General features: G+C 45.5%; 16 protein-coding genes. 14 read left to right on the top strand and 2 right to left on the bottom strand.

Going from position 1 to position 20,615, the window contains the following annotated elements:
* The first annotated feature begins 2 nt into the window (after positions 1-2).
* From ACRN9H_RS07315 to purF, 7 genes are all read left to right on the top strand, one after another.
* A complete protein-coding gene (locus ACRN9H_RS07315; protein WP_220772968.1) occupies positions 3-1,019 on the top strand; it encodes an aspartate-semialdehyde dehydrogenase in 1,017 nt (338 codons plus the stop codon).
* 178 nt (positions 1,020-1,197) lie between these two features.
* On the top strand, positions 1,198-4,758 hold the full coding sequence (locus ACRN9H_RS07310) for a FimV/HubP family polar landmark protein (protein WP_432313112.1): 3,561 nt from the start codon (positions 1,198-1,200) through the stop codon (positions 4,756-4,758).
* A 110-nt stretch (positions 4,759-4,868) separates the two neighbouring features.
* Positions 4,869-5,654: a tRNA pseudouridine(38-40) synthase TruA gene (gene truA, locus ACRN9H_RS07305; RefSeq protein ID WP_432313111.1), complete on the top strand. Its 786-nt coding sequence runs from the start codon at positions 4,869-4,871 to the stop codon at positions 5,652-5,654.
* 68 nt (positions 5,655-5,722) lie between these two features.
* On the top strand, positions 5,723-6,994 hold the full coding sequence (gene folC, locus ACRN9H_RS07300; protein ID WP_432313110.1) for a bifunctional tetrahydrofolate synthase/dihydrofolate synthase: 1,272 nt from the start codon (positions 5,723-5,725) through the stop codon (positions 6,992-6,994).
* Positions 6,987-7,724, top strand: a complete 738-nt coding sequence (gene dedD, locus ACRN9H_RS07295) for a cell division protein DedD (protein ID WP_432313109.1) — start codon at positions 6,987-6,989, stop codon at positions 7,722-7,724. The genes folC and dedD overlap by 8 nt, the downstream gene beginning before the upstream one ends.
* A 116-nt stretch (positions 7,725-7,840) precedes the next feature.
* Complete coding sequence (locus ACRN9H_RS07290; protein ID WP_076498148.1) at positions 7,841-8,329, top strand: CvpA family protein; 489 nt, start codon at positions 7,841-7,843, stop codon at positions 8,327-8,329.
* A 266-nt stretch (positions 8,330-8,595) separates the two neighbouring features.
* Positions 8,596-10,110 carry an amidophosphoribosyltransferase gene (gene purF, locus ACRN9H_RS07285; protein WP_263188337.1) on the top strand — a complete coding sequence of 505 codons (1,515 nt, stop codon included), beginning with the start codon at positions 8,596-8,598 and terminating at the stop codon, positions 10,108-10,110.
* An 85-nt stretch (positions 10,111-10,195) separates the two neighbouring features.
* Here the strand turns inward: purF and ACRN9H_RS07280 are convergent, their stop codons facing one another.
* Complete coding sequence (locus ACRN9H_RS07280; RefSeq protein ID WP_432313108.1) at positions 10,196-10,483, bottom strand: hypothetical protein; 288 nt, start codon at positions 10,481-10,483, stop codon at positions 10,196-10,198.
* Between the two features lie 165 nt (positions 10,484-10,648).
* Between ACRN9H_RS07280 and ACRN9H_RS07275 the strand changes: the two genes are divergently transcribed.
* Positions 10,649-12,724 (top strand): DNA topoisomerase III, encoded by a 2,076-nt coding sequence (locus tag ACRN9H_RS07275; RefSeq protein ID WP_432313107.1) that lies wholly within the window; start codon positions 10,649-10,651, stop codon positions 12,722-12,724.
* Positions 12,725-12,999: 275 nt separating this feature from the next.
* On the opposite strand, the gene ACRN9H_RS07270 is transcribed toward ACRN9H_RS07275, so the two are convergent.
* Positions 13,000-14,289 carry an alpha/beta fold hydrolase gene (locus tag ACRN9H_RS07270; protein ID WP_432313106.1) on the bottom strand — a complete coding sequence of 430 codons (1,290 nt, stop codon included), beginning with the start codon at positions 14,287-14,289 and terminating at the stop codon, positions 13,000-13,002.
* 184 nt (positions 14,290-14,473) lie between these two features.
* Here ACRN9H_RS07270 and ACRN9H_RS07265 point away from each other — a divergent pair, with 184 nt between their 5' ends.
* From ACRN9H_RS07265 to ACRN9H_RS07240, 6 genes are all read left to right on the top strand, one after another.
* A complete protein-coding gene (locus ACRN9H_RS07265; protein WP_432313105.1) occupies positions 14,474-15,118 on the top strand; it encodes an MBL fold metallo-hydrolase in 645 nt (214 codons plus the stop codon).
* A gap of 253 nt (positions 15,119-15,371) precedes the next feature.
* Positions 15,372-16,388, top strand: a complete 1,017-nt coding sequence (locus ACRN9H_RS07260; protein WP_432313104.1) for an XdhC family protein — start codon at positions 15,372-15,374, stop codon at positions 16,386-16,388.
* Positions 16,385-17,092 carry a nucleotidyltransferase family protein gene (locus ACRN9H_RS07255; RefSeq protein ID WP_432313103.1) on the top strand — a complete coding sequence of 236 codons (708 nt, stop codon included), beginning with the start codon at positions 16,385-16,387 and terminating at the stop codon, positions 17,090-17,092. Before ACRN9H_RS07260 ends, ACRN9H_RS07255 begins: the two co-directional genes overlap by 4 nt.
* 3 nt (positions 17,093-17,095) lie before the next feature.
* Positions 17,096-17,599, top strand: a complete 504-nt coding sequence (locus tag ACRN9H_RS07250; RefSeq protein ID WP_432313102.1) for a (2Fe-2S)-binding protein — start codon at positions 17,096-17,098, stop codon at positions 17,597-17,599.
* A 1-nt stretch (position 17,600) separates the two neighbouring features.
* The gene (locus ACRN9H_RS07245) at positions 17,601-19,847 is read left to right on the top strand and encodes a molybdopterin cofactor-binding domain-containing protein (RefSeq protein ID WP_432313101.1); all 2,247 of its coding nucleotides are present in this window, start codon (positions 17,601-17,603) and stop codon (positions 19,845-19,847) included.
* A 255-nt stretch (positions 19,848-20,102) separates the two neighbouring features.
* Positions 20,103-20,594, top strand: a complete 492-nt coding sequence (locus tag ACRN9H_RS07240) for a DUF1097 domain-containing protein (RefSeq protein ID WP_220772983.1) — start codon at positions 20,103-20,105, stop codon at positions 20,592-20,594.
* The last annotated feature ends 21 nt before the right edge of the window (positions 20,595-20,615 follow it).

The following is a 20,615-nucleotide window of genomic DNA, read 5'->3' as shown; positions in this document are numbered from 1 at the left end:
CCATGTCACAGGAATTTAATGTTGTCGTTTTAGGTGCATCGGGCGCAGTGGGTCAAACTATGATAGAGATCCTCGAAGAGCGTAATTTCCCGATTGCCAATTTGTACCCTTTAGCCAGTAGCCGCAGCGCCGGTGAAACGGTCAGCTTCCATGGCAAACAAATTACCATTCTCGACGTAGAAACCTTCGATTGGACTCAAGCCCAAATTGGTTTTTTCTCCGCAGGAGGTGATGTTTCTGCCAAATGGGCACCGATTGCAGCTGAAGCGGGCTGTGTTGTGATTGATAACACTTCACACTTTAGATATGACATCGATGTTCCTTTAGTCATACCCGAAGTGAACCCGCATGCCATTGCCGATTTCCGCAATCGTAATATTATTGCCAATCCCAATTGTTCTACCATTCAAATGCTGGTGGCGCTTAAACCGATTTATGATGCCTATGGCATTACTCGCATTAACGTCGCCACTTACCAATCGGTATCGGGTACGGGTAAAAAAGCGATTGAAGAATTGGCACATCAGTGCACTAAACTTCTGCAGGGCTTACCCGCGGAAGCTGAAGTGTATCCAAAGCAAATTGCTTTTAACGTATTGCCACAAATCGATAAGTTTATGGATAATGGCTATACCAAAGAAGAAATGAAAATGGTCTGGGAAACCCAGAAAATTTTCGGTGACGATGAGATATTAGTGAATGCGACTGCTGTGCGTGTCCCGGTGTTTTATGGTCACTCTGAAGCAATCAACATCGAAACTCGTCAACCTGTCGATGCGGAAGACATAAAAGCGTTACTGCGTAATGCTGATGGCGTGGTATTGTTCGAGTCCGATGACGATTATCCTACGGCCGTGACTGATGGTGCTGGCACTGATCCCGTGTATGTTGGCCGTATTCGTAAGGATATCTCCCATTCTCATGGCATTAACCTGTGGGTCGTGTCAGACAATATTCGTAAGGGCGCGGCCTTAAATAGTGTGCAAATTGCCGAGATCTTAGTAAGAGATTATTACTAGGTTTTAGAAAGTAATTGATGTCCATTAAAAAAGCCTGCAGTCAGCAGGCTTTTTTTGTTTTACAATTGTGAACAGTAGCAGGGTAGGGATTTCTGGTTTATAGTAATCTCAATAAATACAATTGCCTAAAGCCTGTTATCAGTGAGATAACTTTATAGCGCTTCAAAGGGAAGGATTGATGACATTTCGCACTTCGTATCTTGTGGGTCTGATGGCCACTGTTTTAGCCGTTTCTTCCATTACTTATTTTGTTGATCCCGCAATTGCCGCAGACGCATCAAGATTAAAACCTTTAAAAATCATGGGGCCAGATGGGCAAATTCGTCAGGTTAATCATCAATACGGCCCTACGACATCTAAAGACACTTTTTGGAGCATAGCGCAAAAAGTCCGCCCTGATGCCAGCGTCAGTATTTATCAAGTGATGGCCGCGTTATACGATGCCAATCCCCACGCGTTTAATTCTGCCAGCTACAACAGTTTAGAACGCGGCATGATCCTGCTCATCCCATCTAAAGATGTCATGCAATCTATTCCTAATCGTTTAGCGATAGCAAGAGCCGAGCAAAGTGATAAACCCTCTCGCGCGGCAAAGAACACTGCTAAACCGGCAGCCAAGGTAACGACGGTTAAAGCACCAGTAGTTGCACCTGTCACAGTGCCAACGGTTATCGCCGAAAAGGTCGTAACACCTCAAACAACTGCGCCAACACCAGTTGTAGCTGATACTGAAGTTGCAGATACCAGCGTTGCGCCAGTACCCGCTGTAGATACACAGGTTCAAGCTACGCCTAAAATGGTGAGTTCGGATAACACTGCACGGTTAGAGGCTGCTGAAAGTAAAAACCTGTCCTTAACCGATGAATTAGCTAGAACACAAGATCAGCTCGCCGTACGCACTTCCGATGTTGAAGCATTAAAAGTGAAAGTTGAAGAGTTAAATCAACGCATTGCTGTATTAGAGGAAACGCTACAAGTCAGTAAGCTACAAAACCAAGCGTTAAAAACAGAGGTTGAAGCGGCTCAAATCTCCGATCCAACCGACGCACAAGCTGACATCGAGCCTCCTGCTGAACCCGATGACCTATGGCGTAATTTCCTTAATAATCCCATGTTAATGGTTGCAGCAGCGGTTATTCCTGCTCTATTGCTATTATTTGGAGTGTTCTGGTTATTACGTCGCAAACGTAATAAAGAACGTCGCGAGATGCAGGCACAGCAAGCGGCTATGGCTGCGGGCGCTGCGGCGACTACGCTGAGTATGGATAATGACAATTTAGATGATATGGCGGTACATTTAGACCGTGATCCTATTGATTCTATCGACAGCTTACTCGATATGGGGAGTATTGATTTACAACCAGAGCACGATCTCTCTGACGCCAGTGATCAAATGGATATGGCCTCTGAGATGTTTATTGACCAGAGTGTTGCCGTTGAATCTGAGGTTGAGGAAGAAGGCCAGTCTTTAGATGATTTATGGGCAGAAGCCATGGGCGATCAGGAAGCGGATATCCCAGAAGACAAGCCTAAATCTGATAATATTCTTGAGGAAGCTGACCTTGATGCGTTATTAGCCGGTTTAGATGCTGAAGAGACCTCAAAAGATAAGTTGAGTGAATTAGAACGTAATTTTGGCAACGATTTGGCCCAAACGAATGATGTTAGCTTTGAGCAAAACAACGATGTTGAAATAGACGCGAGTCAATCTGCCAAGGCGTCGGCAGCAGATACTGATGATCTTGATGCTTTACTTGCCGAGTTTAGTGCACCAATCGCAAAAACGGCATCAGAATCTGTGGTAGTTGATGATCTTAGCGACACCTTATCGAATTCCGCTGTTGAATCCGATAATGAAGTGGCAATGACTTCTAATGACGATATCGATGCCTTACTGGCTGACTTTGATAAGCCGACACCAACTTATGTACCTGAACCCGAATCTGAACCAGAAATCCCTGAACCTGATCTTAGCGCTGAAATTGCTGCTGAGTTAGATGCAGAGCTTGATGCTTTAGGCGTTGACGATACTGACGATATCGATGCCTTACTGGCTGACTTTGATAAGCCGACACCCGCTTATGTACCTGAATCTGAACCAGAAATCCCTGAGCCCGATCTTAGCGCTGAAATTGCTGCTGAGTTAGATGCAGAGCTTGATGCTTTAGGCGTTGAGGATACTGACGATATCGATGCCTTGTTGGCAGATTTTGACAAGCCGACACCTATTTCTGTACCAGAATCTGAACCAGAAATCACCGAGCCTGATTTTAGCGCTGAAATTGCCGCTGAGTTAGATGCAGAGCTTAATGCCTTAGGTGTTGACGATGCTGATGATATCGATGCCTTACTGGCTGATTTTGATAAGCCGACACCCGCTTATGTACCTGAACCTGAAATCACCGAACCCGATTTTAGCGCTGAAATTGCCGCTGAGTTAGACGCTGAACTTGATGATTTAGGTGTTGATAATAGCGATGACATTGACTCCTTATTGGCAAGTTTTGAGACCAAACCTGAAATTGATCTTGATGCCACTGCTGAGCTTCAAAACAGTGTCCAAGACGGTTCGCAAAACGTTACTCAACATGATGTTACTGATGATGTTAAAGAGAGCATCGACAACGAAATCAACGTAGCCATTGCCGCAGAGCTGCAAGCTTCGTTGCCTGAAGATTTAACCGATGAAGAAGATTTAGATGCGCTTTTAGCTCAGTTTGAATTACCAGAGCAATTAGAGGCCGATGCAGACGAAATTAATTTTGATATCGAAACTGCAGAAATAGCGCCTACTGACACCGATGATACTGATGATTTACTTAAAGGTATTGGTGCTGGGCATGACTTAAATGGTACTGACGATACGTTTGAACTCGATGATGAACCTCAAGTGAGTCTAACGGCTACTGGGGTAGCCGCAGCGACTGCCGCTGCATTAATAAGCACTAAAGATAAAGAATCATCATTCTTTAATGATTTAAAAGCCAATAAAAACCCAGATCCTCATGTACTCGATTGGGATTCAGAGCTTGATTTTGCCCCTAAAGTTAACCCTGTAACGCCTCCAACAGATATTGAGGATAATGATGTCGAGCTTAAAATCGATGCCATTACCCAGACGACTGCAGAAAAGCCTATTAAGGCTACACGCAACGATCTTGATTTCAGTGAAGATTTTAAACTCGATACTCAAAAAGAGCCGGACGAGTTAGATTTTGAGCAAGGGTTTGATTTAAGTGACGATAACGTACTCGCCGCCTTTACGGCCAATGTCGATTTTGATGAAGACGAAGATGTACTGACGTCGGAAGACAGCTTTTCCTTGATCGATGACCATAATCTTACGGTTGATGAAGCCTTGGCCGCGCTTGACGCCCAAGAGTCGCGTAAAGCACAACAGAGGTTTGTGCCAGAACACGATTTAACTCATTTCCAAAATGAAAATGGTTTTATTGATATCGATAAGTTATTAAATGATGCCAATGAAGAAGGCTCTGATACTGATCAGTATTCGGAAATTGACGTTGAAATGAGTGACGTCGATGCGTTAATCGGTGATGCGGCGATGATTGATGTAGATGACGAGGAAAACTCAGTTAGTGCAAAGCTTGATTTAGCCAGAGCTTATATTGAAATTGACGACAGTGATAGCGCTAAAGCCTTGCTTAAAGAAGTCAACATTGATGGCAATGCGCGTCAGCAAGAAGAAGCGCAACGTTTACTGAAGGATATCACCTAAAGCGGTTTCTCTTTCAGTTTCGATTAAACGGCGCTAACAGCGCCGTTTTTTTTAGTTAATGCTGTGATAAAATACGCCGCTAAATAATAGTAACCAGTGAGGATAAGTGAATGCGGATTGCATTAGGTATTGAATATGACGGTAATGGCTATTTTGGCTGGCAACGCCAGACCGACGTCGATTCAGTGCAAACGCAATTAGAACGCGCGTTATCGATAGTGGCCAATGAGCCTATCGGCGTATTCTGTGCAGGCCGAACCGATGCGGGGGTTCATGCCACTGGCCAAGTGGTGCATTTTGAAACCCATGCCATTCGTAATGAAAGTGCATGGACCCTTGGGGTGAATGCTAATCTGCCTGATAATATTGCCGTACGCTGGGTGAAAGAGGTGGATGATAGCTTCCATGCCCGTTTTTCTGCCACGGCTCGTCGCTACCGTTATGTGATTTATAATCATCAATTTCGCCCAGGAATTTTGCGTCAGGGCGTCAGTCATTATCATGGCGATATCGATGCTAACAAAATGCATCAAGCGGCGCAGTTGTTGCTCGGTGAACATGATTTTACCAGTTTCCGTGCTATGCAATGTCAATCCAAAACACCATTTCGTAATGTGCATTGCGTTAATGTGACCCGCCAAGGTATGTATGTGATTGTTGATATTGCTGCTAATGCCTTTTTGCACCACATGGTGCGTAATATTGTGGGTTCGTTATTAGAAATTGGTTTAGGCAATCAGCCTTTAACGTGGATGACAGAGCTATTAAGCCTAAAAGATAGAAAACAAGCGGCAGCAACTGCAAAACCCAATGGGCTTTATTTGGTTGATGTCACTTATCCTGAGCAATACCAGTTACCTAAATTGGCTCTAGGGCCACTGTTTATGCTGGATTAAGATTACCGCTCCACACTCAAGCTTTATTGCAATAGATTGTAAGGCATCGAATACGAGGATGTACCGATATGCTAACAGTACCAGCGTCAAATGCAGAACTTAATCAGTGGCTTGATTATTTATTATCCATTCATCCCACTGAAATCGACATGGGCTTAAGCCGTGTTTCGCAAGTGGCGCGCCGCTTAGATCTACTGGCATTGGGTCAGGCTAAAGTGGTTACTGTGGCTGGCACAAATGGTAAAGGCACCACTTGCGCTATGTTAGAACAAATTCTGCGCTTATCGGGTTTAACGGTGGGCGTGTACAGTTCGCCGCACATGCTCAAGTATAATGAGCGAGTGCGTATCAATGGCGAAGATGCGCAAGACCGCGCTTTTGTGGCGGCCTTTGAGCAAATTGAAGCGGCGCGCGCCGAGATCTCTCTGACCTTTTTTGAATACGCTACGCTGGCGGGATTAATCCTTTTTAAAGCCGCAAAGCTCGATGTAGTGATCCTCGAAGTTGGATTAGGAGGGCGTTTAGATGCCACCAATATCATTGATGCAGATATCAGCGTGGTCACATCGGTGGATTTAGATCACGAAAGTTATCTTGGTAATACCCGTGAACTCGTGGGCCGTGAAAAGGCGGGGATTTTCCGCGCCGGTAAACTCGCTATCGTGGGGGAGCCTAATTTGCCATGCAGTGTGAATGATGTCGCTAGCGAAGTCGGCGCACATTTATACCGTGTTGGTCATGAATTTAGTTATCAAAATCATGGTGACTCATGGGAGTTTTCGGGGCAAATAAGGCAGCTTAATCACTTAACGTTACCTACCTTGCCCTTGCCCAATGCGGCATCGGTACTGGCGGTGATTGAACATGGCTGGCCGGATATTTCGGCGGATATTATTAATAAAGGTATTAGTTCGGCTCGTTTAACCGGTCGATTAGAGCGAGTGAGCGAACAGCCTTTGGTGGTGCTTGATGTGGCTCACAATCCCCATGCGGCTCGATTTTTAGTGCAACAGCTACAGCCGATAGTTGCAGGTAAACGTGTATTTGCGCTATGTGGCATGCTTAAAGATAAAGATATTACGGGCGTGCTATCGGTGGTTGAGCCCTTAGTTGACACTTGGTATTTAGTGAGTCTGCAAGGTGAACGCGGTGCAAGCGCGGCACAATTACGTCAAACCTTAGCTGCAGATAGCAAAGCGATTGAGTTTGAGGGCATAGATGCCGCCTGGTCGGCACTAAAAGCGCAAATAACCCCAGATGATGTGGTAATTGTGTTTGGCTCCTTTTACACTGTGGCAGGTTTTAAGTCTCAATTTAAGCAGGAAGTGCGTTTTGTCTAGCCAGTTTCATAATCGTTTAGTTGGCACTGTAGTGCTGGTTGCGCTTGGTGTGCTTTTTTTGCCAGATATTTTGGATGGCAAAATAGATCGCCAAGAAGAGCAATTTTCAGAAATCCCTTTACGTCCAACTGTGATTGAACAGCAAAAACCCGACGATATGTTTGAGGTTTTATCGGTTGATGATGCACCTAGCTCAAAGGAACCTGAGTTAGCGGCTGATGACCAAACTCATGCGGATAATCAGCTGGCGACAGCCGTCAAAGAGACCGCTAAGCAAGACGTTAAGGCTGAAGTCCAGCCCGAGGTAAAAAAGTCTGAGGTCAAAAAAGAACCGCCTAAGGCAACCGTTAAAGCTGAACCGGCCAAAAAGCCTGAGAGCAAACCGGTTACCGTAGCAAAGGTTGAAAAACCTAAAGTTGAAACGCCTAAAGCGAATACGGCAAAAGAGTCCACTGTTAAAACGGTCAATCCTGACAAAATAAAAAGCGGTTTTACCTTGCAGTTAGGTGGGTTTAATAATGCCGCTAATGTTAAAACCTTAGTTGCGCAGCTGCGTAAAAGTGGTTTTAAAGCTTACACTATCCCAGCAACACCTAAGGATGGCGTATTGACTAAAGTTTTTGTTGGGCCAGATGTGTCCGAAGCCAAACTGAAAAAAATACAAGCTGAGGTTGAAACCCTCACACGGCTTAAGGGCTGGATAGTACCTTTTAACCCCTTAGAGTCTTAATGGCGATACTACATCTGAGACTGAAAATGATTTATTTACCTCGCTAGGGGGTGAGAATCGTTTCAGTCTCTGGTAGAATCGCGCCGTCTTAAAGCCTATGTCGGAAAGCCATCTCAATGGTTTGGATTGATTACGCTATCATATTCGTCATCGGATTATCGACTCTCATCAGTCTGATCCGAGGATTTGCCAAAGAAGCCATGTCGTTAGTGGTATGGTTTGCAGCATTCTTTATTGCCAGCCAATTTTACCTCGATCTTGCCGTTCATTTAACGCAAATGAGCGATGAGATGCTGCGCAATGGCGTTTCCATTGCCATTCTGTTTATTACTACCTTAGTGCTCGGCGCCTTAGTTAACTACATTCTCGGACAACTGGTTGTTAAAACCGGATTATCTGGCACTGACAGGCTTTTAGGCCTTTGTTTCGGTGCCATTCGCGGCGCCTTGATTGTCAGTGCTTTACTGTTTTTTATGGATGCTTTTACAGGTTCACCCAACACCCAGTGGTGGAAGGACTCTGTGCTAGTGCCCGAATTTGGCGTGGTTATTCAATGGTTTTTTAACTATTTGGAAAACACCTCCAGCTTTGTACCCAAACTATAAGAAATAAAATTAATTAATCCTAAATGCTGAAAAACGCTGTCGCTTGGGAATTTATGTTACGCATGTTTAAAGGCTGATGCCTATTACATGCACACGCCATTTAGATAATGACCTCGATGTTGTTATTTGAATAAGCAGAAACGTGACCGAATACCTGAGTGATAAATAACGCCGTTCTTAAGTCGAAAGGTAAAAGTATGACGTTATTATCTGCTTATATTTCAGCATAAAAGGCATAGAACATCTTACAATGAGGAAGCTTATCCATGTGTGGTATCGTCGGAATAGTTGGCCAATCATCGGTTAATCAGACCATTTATGATGCACTGACAGTGCTGCAGCACAGAGGTCAGGATGCGGCAGGTATTGTGACCATTGATCGTGGTGCTTTCAGGCTGCGTAAAGCCAATGGTCTAGTTAAAGACGTTTTTGAAGTCAAACATATGCAACGCCTACAAGGTAATGCTGGTATTGGCCATGTGCGTTATCCAACGGCGGGCAGTTCTAGCGCATCTGAAGCGCAACCTTTTTATGTTAACTCGCCCTTTGGGATCTCTTTAGCCCACAATGGCAACTTAACTAACACGGTTGAATTAGCCGAAGGGCTAATCAAAAAACGTCGCCATGTTAATACTACTTCAGACTCTGAAGTGTTATTAAACCTGTTGGCTGATGAATTACAAAAAACCACTAGCTTGACGCTGACGTCTGAAGAAGTGTTCGATGCGGTTGCTAACGTGCACCAGCAAGCTCGCGGCGCCTATGCGGTGGTGGCGATGATCATCGGTCAAGGTCTTGTCGCGTTTCGTGACCCATTCGGTATTCGTCCTTTGGTATTAGGTAAGCACGAAACGCCAACAGGCACTGAGTATATGGTCGCCTCTGAAAGTGTTGCCCTTGATGCCGTCGGCTTTGAAGTGATGCGTGATGTAGCGCCTGGCGAAGCTATTTATGTGTCTATTGATGGCAAGCTTTATACCCGTCAATGTGCGGCGGATCCTAGCTATGCTCCTTGTATCTTCGAGTTTGTCTATTTTGCCCGCCCAGATTCGACCATTGACAAAGTGTCTGTGTATGCCAGTCGCGTCAATATGGGCGCTAAGCTTGGCGAGAAGATTAAGAAGGAATGGTGTGATCACGATATTGATGTGGTTATTCCTATTCCTGAAACCTCTTGCGATATCGCGCTTGAAATCGCCCGTTGTATGGACTTGCCTTACCGCCAAGGTTTTGTAAAAAATCGTTATATTGGCCGTACTTTCATTATGCCGGGTCAACAGGAACGTAAGAAGTCTGTACGCCGTAAACTCAATGCCATTAATACCGAATTTTACGGTAAAAATGTATTGCTGGTGGATGACTCGATTGTTCGCGGTACGACGTCTGAGCAAATTATTGAAATGGCACGTGAAGCGGGTGCTAAGAAAGTGTATTTTGCCTCAGCAGCTCCAGAAATTCGTTTCCCTAACGTGTACGGCATCGACATGCCAACATCAAACGAGTTAATCGCCTATGGGCGTGATGCTGATGAAATCGCTAAATTAATCGGTGCCGATGGCATTATCTTCCAGGACTTACCAGACTTAATTGAAGCAGTAAGAATGGAAAATCCAGCGATTAAATGTTTCGAAACGTCAGTATTTGATGGCCATTACATTACTAAAGATGTCGATCAAGCTTATTTAGATCACTTAACGCAGTTGCGTAATGATGATGCTAAAGTGGATCGTAATAAAGATATCGGCACTAACCTAGAGCTGCACAACGTCTGTCATCCATAAAGAAAGACAAGCGTTTGAGCATAAGTCGTTAGCGTATCGATAGCATGAGCCAGTGATATTTTCACTGGCTTTTTTATTGACTCAATCACCCGAAAATCCACAGTAGCATCCACATACCCAATAAATAGTTCAAGCTATAACGCGTCACTTGATGGCTGAGCAATAACGATAAACTCACTGCAATCGGTAGCAATAACATCAATCCCCATGCTAGTGGTAAATCGATAATGTTAACCTGTGCAAACCATCGATGAGTAAGCAGGCCAATGGCGAGTAACATCAAACTATAAAACAACAGTAGTTGATTGAATCTTAACGTTAATGCAGGGTTGAACATCATCCTTTCTTGTGTGTATATCGCAAGTTGTTTCATCGTTACTCCTGTTTAATTCGTTGTACCTTAGCCTCTATTGAGAATTATTCGCAATTGAATTTACAGTTGAGCGGGCTTTTTAATGACCGAGTTGGATAGATATTTGCACTCAGCGACTGTTTGGGCTAAATTACACTGTAATTATATCCAGTGCTTGGTGTTTGTATGATCCTCTATATCGCAGAAAAACCTAGCCTAGGGCGGGCCATTGCCGATGTATTGCCTAAACCCCATAAAAAAGGCGATGGATTTATCGAAGCTGCTAATGGTGATTGTGTGTCTTGGTGCGTGGGGCACTTGCTTGAGCAAGCCGAGCCAGATGCCTACAATCCTGAATTTAAATCTTGGAAATTCGAACATTTACCGATAGTGCCCGATAAATGGCAATTGAAGCCTAAGGCTGCAACTCGCAGCCAGCTCACAGTGCTTAAACGATTGGTCAAACAAGCCAATACTTTGGTCAATGCTGGCGATCCTGATCGCGAAGGGCAGTTACTTGTGGATGAAGTGATTGCCTATCTTGGGGTGACGGGCGATAAATTGCATCAAACCCAGCGCCTACTTATCAGTGATTTAAACCCCCAAGCGGTAAAACGTGCGCTGACACAATTACGCAGTAACCGTGAATTTATTCCGTTATCGACCTCAGCACTTGCCCGTAGCCGCGCCGATTGGCTCTATGGGATGAATATGACGCGGGCCTACACTATTCAAGGTAAAAAAGTTGGTTATCAAGGCGTGTTATCCGTTGGCCGAGTACAAACCCCCTTGCTTGGGCTGGTGGTGCGCCGAGATGAAGAGATAGCCAATTTTCAATCTAAACCTTTCTATGAAGTTTTGGCGCATTTGGCGACACAAAAGCAAGAAATCTTCAGCGCAAAATGGCAACCCAGTGAGGCTTGTCAGCCGTATATGGATGAAGAAGGAAGAGTATTAGCCAGAGGATTAGCACAGAATGTGGTGAGTCGGATTAGTGATAAATCTGCTGTCATTACGCAATTAGTATCTAAGGATAAAAAACAATATCCGCCATTACCTTATAGTTTGTCGGCGTTACAAATTGATGCGGCAAAACGCTTTGGCATGAGTGCTAAGGATGTACTTGATACCTGCCAGAGTCTGTATGAACGGCATAAACTGATCACTTATCCACGATCCGACAGCCGTTATTTGCCCGTTGAGCAACATAGTCTCGCACCCTTAGTATTAAAAGCGATTAGTGGTGGAGCCGCTGAACTATTACAACAGGTTGACGCGCCTGATCATCGCCTTAAATCTAAGGCATGGGATGATAAAAAAGTCGATGCTCATCATGCGATAGTGCCTACAGAGAAAACAGCTAATTTATCGAGTTTGAGTCTACGGGAAAAACAGCTATATCTGCATATTGCTCGTCAGTACTTAGCACAGTTTTATCCCGCTTATTGTTATGGCGAAACCACAGTGCAAGTGACTATTGAGGGTGGATTATTTAATACCAAAGCGCGTCAGGACAAATCTTTAGGCTGGAAGCAACTCTTCGCCCGCCAAGAATCTCATGGCAATAAACCTATAGAAAAAAAGCCAGCGGAGGAAAGCACCAGCAAAGACGATGATGACAATGACGAGTTTATCGGCCAACTGCCACCCTTAACATTAGGGCAATTGTTGCATTGCACTCGGGGTGAACTGCTTGAAAAAAATACTCAGCCGCCTAAGGCCTTTACCGATGCGACTTTACTTGGCGCTATGACTGGGATTAATCGATATGTGACGGATCCTGAAATTCGTAAAATCCTCAAAGAAACCGATGGCTTAGGCACAGAAGCTACGCGTGCGGGTATTATTGAATTACTGTTTAAACGCAGTTTTTTACAACGTTTTGGTAAATCCATCGTTTCAACTGAAGTGGGTAAAGGGTTGATCAACAGCTTACCAGCCAGTGCGACTTCGCCCGATATGACCGCACTGTGGGAGGCGGGTTTGAACGGTATTTGCCATAAAGAAACATCCTATAAAGCTTTTATGCAGCCATTACTGGACACACTATTTACTCTTATCCAAAATGCGGGTGCACAATTGCCTACAGCGCTTAATGGCTTAAAGGGCCAAGGTTATGGCAAATCAGCCAGTGGTAAATCGGGTTATCGCAAGTCGACTTATCGTAAAGCCTCAAATGGGTCAAAAACTACAACCACTAAAGCCAGTGGTGCTAAAGGCTCTGGCACGAAAAGCCGCACCCGTAAGGCGTTTGCCGTATAGGCTGATTATTGTAACTAAGGGATTGATGACTAGCTGATACAGGCATATTGAATGGTTAAGTTTCTCTAGTGTATTACATGGATATAAATAAATGTTCAATTAGCTTATTCAGTGCGCCAATTTATAACCGTTATAAAAGGCAAAAAGAATAAACCAATGCGGTTTACTATTACGGGAATAAGTCTTTGTAAAAATTGGTAAAATCACTTAATTGATAAAACTAGTCAATCATGCCAACGTTAACTCCATTAACGCTGGCAAATGAGCATAGCTGTTTATCTTAGGGTTTGGCCTCGATTTAAACTGATCAGTTTATCGAGTATTCGTTCGCCATCCATGCGAATGCCATTGTGTTCATATTCAGACGTTAACCAATATTTGAGCCTACCGACTTGTTGGACCGTTTCTAAACTGTATTGCATCTCTACGAACATATCTTCGCTGTATATCGCCGCTGCGACTGGCACACGATTTTGTGCTAGCTGTTCAAGATTATAAAGTGCTGGCCAATCTGTTTTATGGGCTAAGATTTCTGCCGCCGCTTTTAACGGCATTAAGTGGCTAAATTGGTCAAACATCCAGGGATAAATCATCTCACCGGTAAATAACAACGCTTTGCCGACTTGATAGTTAAAGGTGGGGAAGTGTTGTCTCATCCTGTGCGCGGCCCATTGTGAGGCGGAGTGTTGGCAGTAGATGGCTTCGTGCAGCAGGGCAAAAATAGGGTTAGTGTTGTAATCGAGCATCTGGCCGAAGTGATTTAAAAACAAGGGATTGACCTCAACGCCAGATGCAGTGTCAATCAATGCTTGTTCGAGTAGGTAATAAACCGACTCGGGTCCTTGTTCCATACCAATATTGATACCAAGTAGCTGCAACATTTCAACCGTAAGGCGTTCTCCGGTGGCTAAATACACTTCATGTTCACATAAATGCTTTGCTAGGCGTGTAGCCAAGTGTTGCGCATCGTGGAAACGCTGAAAAAACTGCTTGTTTTTGGTCAGTACTCGTTGATAGGTCGCGAGATAAACGTCATTGGGGCTGCGGGTTAGCGACGGTATGCCGCCGGTAATATAGGCTTCACTAATGCCTTGAGGCGCCGAGCTTAAATAATGTAAAACGCAAAATCCTCCAAAACTTTGGCCTAGAATTGCCCATTTATCGGCGGGACAAAGTTGTGCTCGAATGGCTTCAGCATCGCGCACTATATTATCTGCACGAAAATGGCTAAGGTAATCTGCCTGCGCGACCGGATCTAAATGTTTTAAACTTAGGTGGTTGATGGGCGTTGATAAGCCAGTGCCCCGTTGGTCGAGTAATAAAACCCGATACTCTTTTAAGGCGCGGCGGATCCAGCCGCTGTTACTGGCGGGACGCATGGCCGCAAACCCAGGACCACCTTGAAAAAACACCAGATAAGGTAACTTTTTGTCTTTATTTTCTAGGCTACAGAGTTCTCTGGCAAATATTTGGATTTGTTCTGCGATAGGATGTTGATAGTTTAGTGGCAAGGTAAAAGTGTGCTTTTTAGCCAAAACATCAGCAAGAATAATATCGGGTTTCATCAGGTCACCTTAATGGCTGAGGACGCTGTATTGTATTTAGCAGATTGTATACAAAACAGTTTATGCTGCAAGCTAGGATTATTTGCTTGGCTTCGGGTTAAGATCAACTTTTTCAATCTTAATTTGAGCCATGATGAGTGGCTTAGCGTAATCTATCGCTTATGGATAACACGAGATTGAAGCTATGAAATATCAGATTATTCCAGTGACACCTTTTCAGCAAAATTGCAGCCTTATCTGGTGTGAGAAAACCAAGCGTGCAGCGGTTGTTGATCCTGGAGGGAACATAGATAGGATCCAAAACGAAGTCGTCAAGCTCGGCTTAGTTCTCGAAAAAATTCTGCTTACTCATGGCCATATCGATCACGTCGGCGGCGCTAAAGCGTTAGCTAAAGCTGCAAATATTCCAATTGTCGGCCCGCATATTGCCGATAAATTTTGGATTGAAAACTTACCTAAGCAAAGCCAAAATTTCGGTTTTCCCCATTGCGATGCCTTCGAGCCCGAGCAATATCTACAGGACGGCGACATCGTTAATCTGGGCGAACAACGTTTGTCTGTACTGCATTGCCCTGGGCATACGCCGGGACATATCGCTTTTTTCTCTGCTCAATCTCAGTTAGCTTGGGTCGGCGATATTTTGTTTAGAAGCTCGATTGGTCGCACTGATTTCCCCCAATCGAACCATCAGGATTTAATTAACTCAATCACCGAGAAGCTTTGGCCTTTGGGCGCAGAGGTTGCATTTATTCCAGGCCACGGTCCTATGTCCACTTTTGGTGAAGAACGCGAGCATAACCCCTTTGTCGCCGACCAACTTTTACGTTAAGTGAACCTCGTTATCAGCCTTAGTGTTACGAGCGATTATTGCCCGTAACACTTTAAGCATATTGCTATTATTACTCCTTTCAATACGGTCCTGCCTTTGTTAACTTGATTGTCTATCTATTTAATATCCAGTATTTGGCGTAATAACTTTTATCTGCAATGTTAAGCTTATACTGACATCTTATAGTGGATATTTACTGGTGACTTAATTGTGCATCTAGTCTTATCAGCCTAATCCAATGGAGCCCGTGCAAATGGATCACCAAATCGAAGGTTTATTAGAGCATTGGTTACCGCTTGCAGATGATGCTTGGGTACTGGCAGTCATCACTCACATTCAAGGCTCTGCTTACCGTAAACCTGGCGCCATGATGTTGTTTCATGAGTTTGGCCAAGGGGCAGGAATGTTAAGCGGAGGATGTTTAGAGGCTGATTTACGCCGCTATGCGCAAAAAGCCATGCAAACCAAGCAAGTGATGTGCGTGACGTATGATGCTAGCGATGAGTCCGATGCCAGTTACTGTCTTGGTTGTGGCGGTATTGTCGATGTTATGTTGGTGCCATTACTGAAAGAAAATCATGATTTAGGTTTAGTTGAACTGGTAAAGGCATTTCGTCACGGCCAATCGGGCTTTTACCAATTGCCCTTAGTGAGCGCGGGCTTTGATGCTCGTTTGTATCAAGCGGCCTTTTACCCAGCAGAGTTAACGCCTTTTCCTGCCAGTGATTATGTGCGAACGGGTATCTTTAACCAAGAAACCGGTGAATCGTTAATTATCCCCCTAAGGCCGAGGTTTCACCTTGGGATCATGGGCGGTGGGATTGATGCCAAACCCCTTGCCGCGATAGCGTATTCTTTAGGCTGGCAGGTGACGGTTATTGATAGTCGTACTGCTTATGCTAGAGCGGCAGATTTCCCCCATGCACACATTATCAAACAACCCATTGAAGATATTGCGGCTAGCGTTATCGCATCACTCGATTGCGTTGTAGTGATGAATCACAGCCTTGGGTTAGATGCTGCGGCACTAAAGGTCATTCAGCCCTATGCTTTGGCTTATATTGGATTGCTTGGGCCAGCCCATAGACGCGATAAAGTGCTGGATATGGCAGGACTTAACACTCAATCTTTTTCGGGAGTATTTTCAGCGCCTGCGGGACTGGCCCTTGGCGGCGAGTTACCCAGTAGTATTGCGTTAAGTATTTTGGCTCAATGTCATGGTGTGCTTCACGGCGCAACGTTAAAGCAATTAGTTGAGGTTATGCGTTGATAACACACACAATATCTCAGGAATCTTCGGCTAAGCGATTACTTATCGTGGTACTTGCTGCGGGCCAGAGCCAGCGTTTTGAAGGGGTAAAGTTAGCGCAACTTATTCCTTCACATTATGCTTTTGGCACAGAAAAATTGCCTATCATCAACTGCCATATTGCCCGCTTGCAGCAACTCGATGGCCTCACTTTAGATAGGGCGCGCCCAGATGCTCATTCGCCTCAAGTCGCGCCTTTACTCATTATACTTGGCACTCATCATCACATATTACAGCCATTATTAGCTGAGCTTAATTCCCGCCAGCCATTTAATGTAGTGATTAATCAGCAGTCGCATACGGGCTTAGCATCCTCCGTTCGTTTGGCGGCAAGTTACGCGCTGGAACAGGGCTTTGATGGCATGTTGTTAACACTGGCCGACCAAGTTGCGCTGGGCGTTGATGATTACCAGCAATTGATTTCGATGTGGCATCAAACGGGTAAAGACGTTGCCGCCCATTATTTGGATGATTTAGGTGTACCTGCTATTTTTAATGCCTCTACATTGCCTTTGTTCACTCACTTGAGTGGTGATCGCGGGGCGAAATCGATTCTAAAACAACAAGCACAGCAGGGAGCGTTAGTCGCTATAACACTACCCCGCGCCGCAATTGATATTGATACCCAAGCCGATCTTGCGTCGTGGTTGGCACTTAAGGAGTGAGTTATGGCAGAAGTATTATCAACCAAAGCAGTCGTCAAGGAAGCGAATACCGACGCTTCCACCCAAACACTTTTCATCAACGGTAAATCATTTACCTTAGATGCCGATCCTAAAATGCCAATCCTGTGGGCGTTACGGGATATTTTAGGGCTCACGGACACTAAATATGGTTGTGGTGCAGGGCTATGCGGTGCTTGCACTGTGCATTTAGACGGCCAACCCGTGCGCGCCTGTTTAACCAGTTTGGGGCAGGCACAGGGAAAACGATTGGCAACAATTGAAGGGCTGGATAATCAAAAGCTTAAAAATGCTTGGGCCGAACATAACGTGCCCCAGTGCGGCTATTGTCAGGCGGGACAATTGATGTCAGCTGCGGCGTTAGTAGCGCAGCATCCGAAACCTTCTGAAGCACAAATCAACTCGGCCATGTCGGGGAATATCTGCCGCTGCGGCACATACCCGCGGATTAAAGCGGCACTGCAACACTATGCCAAACAGGAGGGCTAATATGAGTACTTTTACTGCCGTAGAAAATATCAGCCGCCGCGATGTGTTAAAACTGTTTGGCGCAGTGGGTGGCGGATTAGCATTGGGGGCGAGTGGACTAACATGGAGCCCCATGGCGCTGGCGCAGGATAAAGAAGCGCGGTTGAATCTGTTTATTGCCATTGGTGAAGACGACAAAGTGTACCTCACTTGTCATCGCTCCGAGATGGGACAAGGGATCAGAACCGGCATTCTGCAAGTCTTAGCCGAAGAGTTAGAAGCGGATTGGGATAAAATCGTCCCCATTCAAGGCTTAGCCGATAAACGTTATGCCAGCCAAAACACTGACGGTAGCCGCAGTATTCGCGAAAATTACGACCGCATGCGTCAGATGGGGGCGATGGCAAGAACCATGCTAGAGCAAGCCGCCGCTGCGCGCTGGAAAGTCCCCGTGAGCGAGGTGCATACCGCCAGCCATAAAGTGCTGCATGCTAAATCGGGTCGCTCGGCCAAGTTTGGTGAGTTAGCGTTAGCCGCATCAAAGCAACCCGTACCCGCTGTTGAGTCGTTAACCTTTAAAGAGGTTAAAGATTTCAAGCAGATTGGCGCATCACGCCAAATCGTTGATATGGATGCCATGTTAAGCGGCAGCGCGATTTATGGTTACGATATCAAACTCGATGGCATGCTCTACGCTAGCATAATACGCCCGCCCGTGCTTGGGAGCGATGTGGCAAGCTTGGACGATACTGCGGCGCGCAAGGTGGCCGGCGTAGTAGATGTGTATCGTTTGCCCGCCGCTAAGGACGCACCCGCTTTTCAGGCTTTGGGCGGCGTTGCTGTTATCGCCACAAACACTTGGAGTGCCCTTGAAGGGCGCAAAGCCTTAAAAGTCACTTGGACTCAGGCCGACAACAGTCAGCATGATTCAAGTCTTTATTTGAAGGAGCTTGTCGAGCGGGTACAGCAAAGCGGTAACGTCGTGCGCCAAGCTGGTGATGAAATCAAAAACTGGCCCGAGGCGAATACGTTAAAGGCCGTTTATACCGTGCCTTATTTAATTCACTCTTCTATCGAGCCGCCCGTTGCTACTGCCCATGTGACTGAAAAGGGCTGTGAAATCTGGGCATCGACCCAAACGCCGCAAAGTACCCAGCAAAATGTGGCCGCTGCGCTGGGTATGGAAGAAGATGCGATTAAAGTGAATGTCACCCTATTGGGTGGTGGTTTTGGGCGTAAATCCAAACCTGATTTTAGCGTTGAAGCCGCGCTATTATCGAAGCAATTCAAGCGTCCCATTAAGGTGAGTTGGAGCCGCGAGGATGAAATCCAAAACGGTTATTACCATGCTATCAGCGCCCAGTCCTATCAGGCACTGTTTGATGCCAGCAACAAACCTACCGCGCTTTTAGCCCGTACGGGATTCCCATCGATCAGTTCAACCTTTGCCGAAGGGGTGGAATATCCCTCTGGCGGTGAGCTGGATTTAGGCTTTGTGGATGTACCCTTTGCTTTGCCGAATTTAAGATACGAAGCGGTAAAAGCGCAGGCGCATAGCCGTATTGGTTGGATGCGCTCTGTGTGTAACATTCAGCACGGTTTTAGTGTCGGCAGTTTTGTCGATGAAATGGCTCATCGTTCTCAGGTTTCTTGCCCAGCAATGTGGCGTAGCCTGTTAGGTGAAGCAAGGCGTGAGACCTTTACCGACCAGCAGTTTAAATATGGCAACTATGGCGAAGATCTTAATCGTCACCCCGTCGACGTGAGCCGCTATTTTGGGGTAATCGACGCGGTCGAAAAAGCCCAAGCTAAGGCGCCCAAGGCGGGTAAAAATCAGGGCTGGGGGTTTGCCGTACACCGCAGTTTTGTCAGTTATGTCGCAGTGGCCATGCTGGTGGAAGTGAGCGAGGATAAACAGCTTAAAGTGCTGAATGCCATCGCTGCTATCGATGCGGGCACGATAGTTAACCCCGATAGGGTAAAAGCCCAGACTGAAGGCGCGATAGTGTTTGGCCTGAGCTTAGCCTTGATGGGCGAAATCACTTATAAAGAGGGTAAAGTGCAGCAATCGAATTTTCACGATTATCCTTTACTGCGCATGCCTCAAGCACCGGATATCGAGATCATTATTATTGAATCTGATGCGCCGCCAGCAGGTGTGGGTGAGCCAGGTGTGCCGCCCGTTGCCCCGAGCTTAACCAATGCGATTTTTGCTGCCACGGGACAAAGGATCCGCGATCTTCCCGTTAATAAGCTGCTTCGAGTTTAAGTTCTGCAAAGCAATATAAGTGAAACAGCCGAACAAAAAAGCGTCTAAAAAGCGCTTTTTTTGTTTTTTTACTACAAAATATTTGCTTGTTAGTTATTTTGCAGGCATTAATGCGGAAAATTTGTAATAGATCAGGTTTTAGTTACCGTAATAGAGGTAATTTAACCAATGTGTTTACCCACGCGAGCTTAAGACATGAGTTTCAGAGCAGCCAAGGGTATGAACTTCCGTGATTGAATAAAAAAGGGGTCATCCATGGAAAATCGTTGGCAAGTCGCTATTTCTGCCGGCCTATTGGCGGCTATTTGGTGTGGCGTCGCAGATGCCTTTCATCTGGTTACTTGGATTGGCTTTTTAGGTTGCAGCACTTTTTTTGCGCAACCTAAAGCGGGCTTTCAGGGCGTGATGATGGCGTGGTGTACCAATTTGTCGGGTGTATTTTGGGCTTGGCTCATTATTGCGGGTAGTAGCTTTTTTATCTCGCCGGTATTTGGCCATATTTTTACAGGCATAGCCACATCGGCTATGTGTTTACAGGCAAGCTATCAAAAGCTTAGTTTTATTCCTGGTGCCTTTATTGGCTGTTGTATTACGTTTGCGATGGCGGGTGATGTCGCTAATATAGTGCCATCGTTAATCATCGGTGGTTTATTAGGGTATAGCATGAGTCTGTTAACGGGTCAGTTAGTTTACTTGACACAAAAATGGTCAGCAGCCAAAGATAATTCCGTGTCGAGTGCGGATTAGCATTATCTTTATTCGGAACTC

The organism is Shewanella sp. MF08487 (assembly GCF_050848685.1).
Lineage (GTDB): Bacteria > Pseudomonadota > Gammaproteobacteria > Enterobacterales > Shewanellaceae > Shewanella > Shewanella glacialipiscicola.
Note: the sequence above shows the minus strand (reverse complement) of the source record. Positions and strands in the feature narration are given on the sequence as shown.